General features: G+C 46.2%; 5 protein-coding genes. All 5 read left to right on the top strand.

The genetic code is table 11. The annotated features are described in order from the left end of the window. The first annotated feature begins 344 nt into the window (after positions 1-344). Entirely contained in the window at positions 345-527 is a 183-nt protein-coding gene (locus QVP67_RS09525) for a hypothetical protein (protein ID WP_022163336.1), read from the top strand. A gap of 212 nt (positions 528-739) precedes the next feature. Then, a complete protein-coding gene (locus QVP67_RS09520) occupies positions 740-1879 on the top strand; it encodes a glycosyltransferase family protein (protein ID WP_022163335.1) in 1140 nt (379 codons plus the stop codon). A 54-nt stretch (positions 1880-1933) separates the two neighbouring features. Beyond that, positions 1934-4009, top strand: coding sequence for an RNA degradosome polyphosphate kinase (locus QVP67_RS09515; RefSeq protein WP_022163334.1), 2076 nt, complete (start codon positions 1934-1936; stop codon positions 4007-4009). Between the two features lie 2 nt (positions 4010-4011). After that, positions 4012-4917, top strand: a complete 906-nt coding sequence (locus tag QVP67_RS09510; protein WP_022163333.1) for a Ppx/GppA phosphatase family protein — start codon at positions 4012-4014, stop codon at positions 4915-4917. Positions 4918-5170: 253 nt separating this feature from the next. Beyond that, the coding region (locus tag QVP67_RS09505) for a Nif3-like dinuclear metal center hexameric protein (protein ID WP_441293839.1) at positions 5171-5281 on the top strand (111 nt) is incomplete at its 3' end.

Below are 5281 nucleotides of genomic sequence, written 5' to 3'. Positions count from 1 at the left end.
AGGTGAGAATGTGTGTGTGTGTGTGTGTGTGTGTGTGTTTACACAAGTTTCACACATATCCAAATTCTCAGCCAACTTATTGGATGGATTATGAATTATTGCGAAGCCGTATTCTGCCATAAATATCTAACTTAAGATGCATTGCGATAGGCCAAAGATAAAGAAAATTCTGAATAAAAGAAAGGATTAAGTCAAAAAGTCACACACCTCGCAAAATAAAAAAACAATGAAGCCGGACTGATTCATAAAGGGAATCCCGATATTTACCGTTTTGTAATCCCGCCTACACACGTTTGAAACAAAGTTAGGGCATCTTTGCAATGTCAAAAAAAGGAGGACTAATTATGAAACTGAACAGAAACGAATACGCTATCGAGGCCGCAGCAGGCGGTGGCTTTTATGCTTACATCGTAAACAATACACTATGCAGCGCCTACGGAGAAACTCCGGACGAAGCTTACCTGAACCTGGAACAGACTGTAGACGACTTTGTCAGCGACATGTATATGGTTGAAGAATTTGTTTGATATTGAACTGCCTGCACAACGGCAGCAGTTACTTTTCACACACGAAAGTAAATCCATAAATTCTCTTAGGGTCATGTCGGCGTGATGCCGGCATGACTTATTTTATAACCCAATTGTCACACCTTCTACATCCTGACGTAACATGAAAACATGACCTTTGTAAAGATGAAAAAGAGAAGATGTTATTTGTAAACCATTAAATCAGCAAACAGATGAAAGTTATCTTTATCGTTCAAGGAGAAGGACGCGGGCACCTGACACAAGCCATCACCATGGAAGAACTGTTGCGCCGCAACGGACACGAAGTAGTAGAAGTGCTGGTAGGGAAAAGCAATTCGCGAAGGCTTCCCGGATTTTTCAACCGCACCATACAGGCACCGGTAAAACGGTTCATCAGTCCCAACTTTCTCCCGACTCCGGCCAACAAACGAATCAACCTGCCCCGCAGCATCGCATACAACCTGCTGAAAATACCGGCATACATCAAAAGCATGCACTACATCCGCCAACGCATTGAGGAGAGCGGGGCCGACCTTGTCATCAACTTCTACGAACTGCTGACCGGGCTGACCTACTGCTTTATGCGTCCCTCCGTCCCACAGATCAGCATCGGACACCAGTACCTCTTTCTGCATCCCGACTTCGAATTTCCTCCCCGGCAGTCCGTCAGCCTGACGCTGCTACGGCTCTTTACCCGACTGACCTGCATAGGAGCCAAAGAAATATTGGCACTATCGTTCCGCGACATGGCCTACAACCCTTCGACCCGCATAAAAGTAGTGCCGCCCTTGTTGCGAAAAGAAGTATTGGCATGCGAAAGCAGCCAGGGAAACTACATACACGGCTACATGGTGAACGCCGGTTTCGGAGAAAGCATCATGAACTGGCACGCGCGGCATAAAGAAGTGCCCCTGCACTTCTTCTGGGACAAGCAGGATGAAGAAGAAATATGCCAGATAGACGAAACGCTGAGTTTCCACCAGATAAACGACGTAGAATTTCTGCGCTACATGGCCGGATGCAAGGCATACGCCACCACGGCAGGCTTCGAGTCGGTGTGCGAGGCCATGTATCTGGGCAAACCTTTATTGATGGTTCCCGCTCACATCGAACAAGACTGCAATGCTTACGACGCTGTCCGCAATGGAGCAGGAATCACCTCCACCGAATTCAACCTGGAAGAATTGTTGGAATTTTCAAAAGGCTACCGGCCCAATCAAGCGTTCATCGACTGGGTGCACACTTGCGACTGGCGCATCTTACGCTGCATCGAGAATTCGCTTTCACCGACTCGTCTGCCCGTCACCATCCGTCCTTATCCTTATTGTAACATTTCTGACACACATTTGTAACATCAGTGGGATACTTTTGCAAGTCAGAAAATAATCTATTCATCGTAACAAAATATGATCAGTAAAAAAGAGTTGTCCGACGCATACGTCGACCGAGACTTAAGCTGGATGTATTTTAACCGACGCATCCTGCAAGAAGCAATGAAACCCCATATTCCATTGCTGGAGAGACTAAGCTTCCTTGGAATCTATTCGAACAACCTTGATGAATTCTTCCGTGTACGTATGGCCACCCTTAGCCGTATAGCCGAATGCGATGACAAAGGAGTGCGCTCGGAACGTGAACATGCGCAACGACTCATCAAACAGATCAACAAGCTGAACAACAAATATGTCAAAGAGTACGAGTCGGCCATTCGGGACGTTACCGGCCAATTGCGACACGAAAACATATTCATCGTCAAAGAAGACGAACTGGACGAAGAACAGCAAAACTATGTCCGCCAGTTCTATCGGCAAAAGTTAAGCGGTTTTGTAAGTGCCATCTGGCTTTCGGCCGTAAAACAGCTGACCGACGAAACCGACGAAAACATTTACCTGGCTGTGAAGATGCAGGCCAATGGCAAGAAAACATTCGACTACGCGCTCATAGCCCTTCCCGTAGCCGAATGCGGACGTTTTGTCCGTCTGCCGGACAAAGATGGAAAAAGCTATCTGATGTATCTGGATGATGTAATCCGCTATTGCCTGCCGATGATCTTCGCCGGACTGGGATATAGCTCGTTCAACGCATACGCCTTTAAATTCACCAAGGATGCCGAAATGGAGATCGACAACGACCTTCGCAACGGCATGCTGCAAAAGATATCCAAAGGAGTAAAAAGCCGCAAGAAAGGTGATGCGCTGCGAGTGATATACGACAGCCAGATGCCCAAGGACATGCTGAAACGGGTAATGAACAAACTGAATCTGGACAAGCTGGACACCGTCTTGAGCGGAGGACGCTACCACAACCATAAAGACCTGATGTCTTTCCCCGACTGCGGACGCAAGGACCTGAAATACCCGGTATGGGCTCCTGTCATCAAGCCCGAACTGGACAGCGGAAAAAGCCTGCTTAAGCTGATACAGGAAAAAGACCGGTTTATCCACGTTCCCTACCACAGTTTTGACTATTACATCCGTGTGTTGCAGGAAGCTGCAGTCAGCAAAGAGGTGAAAAGCATCAAAACCACCCTTTACCGACTGGCCAAAGACTCCAAAGTAGTAAAGGCCCTGATTTGCGCAGCACGCAACGGCAAGAAAGTAACGGTTGTCATCGAACTGCTGGCACGCTTCGACGAAGCTTCCAACATTGGCTGGTCAAAGAAGATGCAGGATGCGGGTATACACGTGATATTCGGCGTAGAAGGCCTGAAAGTTCATTCCAAGATCACTCACATTACCATGAAGACAGGTAATAACATAGCCTGCATCAGTACGGGAAATTTCCATGAAGGAAACGCACGAATGTATACGGACTACATGGTGATGACTGCTGCACGCAACATCGTCAACGACGTAAATTCGGTCTTCACGTTCATTGAGAAGCCTTATTCGCCTGTACACTTCAAAGAGTTACTGGTATCGCCCAATGAAATGAAAAACAAGTTTATCAAACTGATCAACGACGAAATCAAGAACAAGCAGGCTGGCAAACCGGCTTACATACTGATCAAAATAAACCACATTACCGACACTACAATGGTGCGGAAACTGTACGAAGCATCATCCAACGGAGTTCCTATCCGTTTATTGGTAAGAGGTAACTGTTCGCTGATAACCGGCATTCCGGGACTGAGCGATACGATACACATCAATGGTATAATCGACCGCTATCTGGAACACTCGCGCATCTTCATCTTCGCTGCCGGCGGAGAAGACAAGACATTCATCGGTTCGGCCGACTGGATGCCACGCAATCTGGACAATCGGGTAGAGGTAGTTACGCCTGTATATGACCCGCAAATCAAAGCAGACTTACGAAAAGTAATAGAGTATGGGCTGCGTGATACCTGCCAGGGACGCGTAGTAGATGGGAAAGGGGACAACCAGCCATGGACTTCTGAAGAAGGAACTCCATTCCGCTCGCAAGAAGAATTATATTACAGCTATTGCAATACCACACCAGACAATCAAAAACAAGAATAACAATGAGTAATAAATGCTATGCCGCCATCGACATCGGTTCGAATGCAGTGCGGTTGCTAATCAAAAAAGAAAAAGAAGACGAAAACCTGATCAGCAAGCGACTGTCAAAGGTCATGTTGCTGCGAGTTCCCCTGCGGTTGGGATTCGATGTCTTTTCTTTAGGAGAAGTTTCTGAAATAAAACTCGTCAAGCTGAGAAGACTGATGAAAGCCTTCCGCCAACTGATGAAGATATACGAAGTGACCGACTACCGTGCATGTGCTACCTCTGCCATGCGCGATGCCAAAAACGGGAAAAGTGTCATCAAGAAGATTCTGAAAGACACAGGCATCAACATCGAAGTAATTGATGGCCAGGAAGAAGCACATATGATCTACAACAATCATATAGAATGTATGGAAGACCGTACCGGAAACTATATTTATGTAGATGTCGGCGGTGGAAGTACAGAAATCAACCTGCTGACCAATGGTGAATTGGTTCAGTCGCTTTCGTACAATATAGGAACCGTACGCATCCTGAGCGGAGCCGTGAAAGACGAAACCTGGGCACAGATGAAAGACGATCTGACACGGCTTACGGCCGACTTCCAAGGTATCAACATCATCGGATCGGGAGGAAACATCAATAAACTGTATCGTCTGGCCGAGAAAAAGGATAAAAAGAAGATGAGGATGCCTATCGCTTCTTTGCAAGGATTATACGATGAACTCAAACCGCTGACACCCGAACAGCGCATGAATGAATTCAGTCTGAAAGCCGACCGCGCAGATGTCATTGTACCGGCCGCCGAAATATTCCTGACCATAGCCAATATCGTAAAGGCCGAATACATCCATGTACCTGTAATAGGACTGGCAGACGGAATTATCGACAGTCTGTATTCCAAGCAGTTAAGTAAAGAATAAACCTGCACCCATACCCGAAAGCAATATACAAGAATAAGGAAAGTGTGTCACGCCTCTCTCCGGATAAGTTTGTCGGATTTTATCCGCAATAATCCATATCCTGCGAGAAAGCATAACGCACTTTCCTTGTTTTTTCCCATTCTTTTTAGTCCTAATTTATTCCCCAATACTCTGCTCTATTTCTAAAAAAAACAAAAATCAGAGTTGCGTACATGCTTTTTTCGTATATTTGCAGACAATTTTTTCCATTTATATGAAGATAAAGGAAGTAGTATGCGCCCTTGAACGGTTCGCGCCTCTGCCATTGCAAGACGGATTTGATAATGCCGGTTTGCAAATAGGATTGACAGATGCGGAAGCAACA

It is taken from the genome of Bacteroides sp. CAG:633, from assembly GCF_000435115.1.
GTDB classification, from domain to species: domain Bacteria; phylum Bacteroidota; class Bacteroidia; order Bacteroidales; family Bacteroidaceae; genus Bacteroides; species Bacteroides ndongoniae.
Note: the sequence above shows the minus strand (reverse complement) of the source record. Positions and strands in the feature narration are given on the sequence as shown.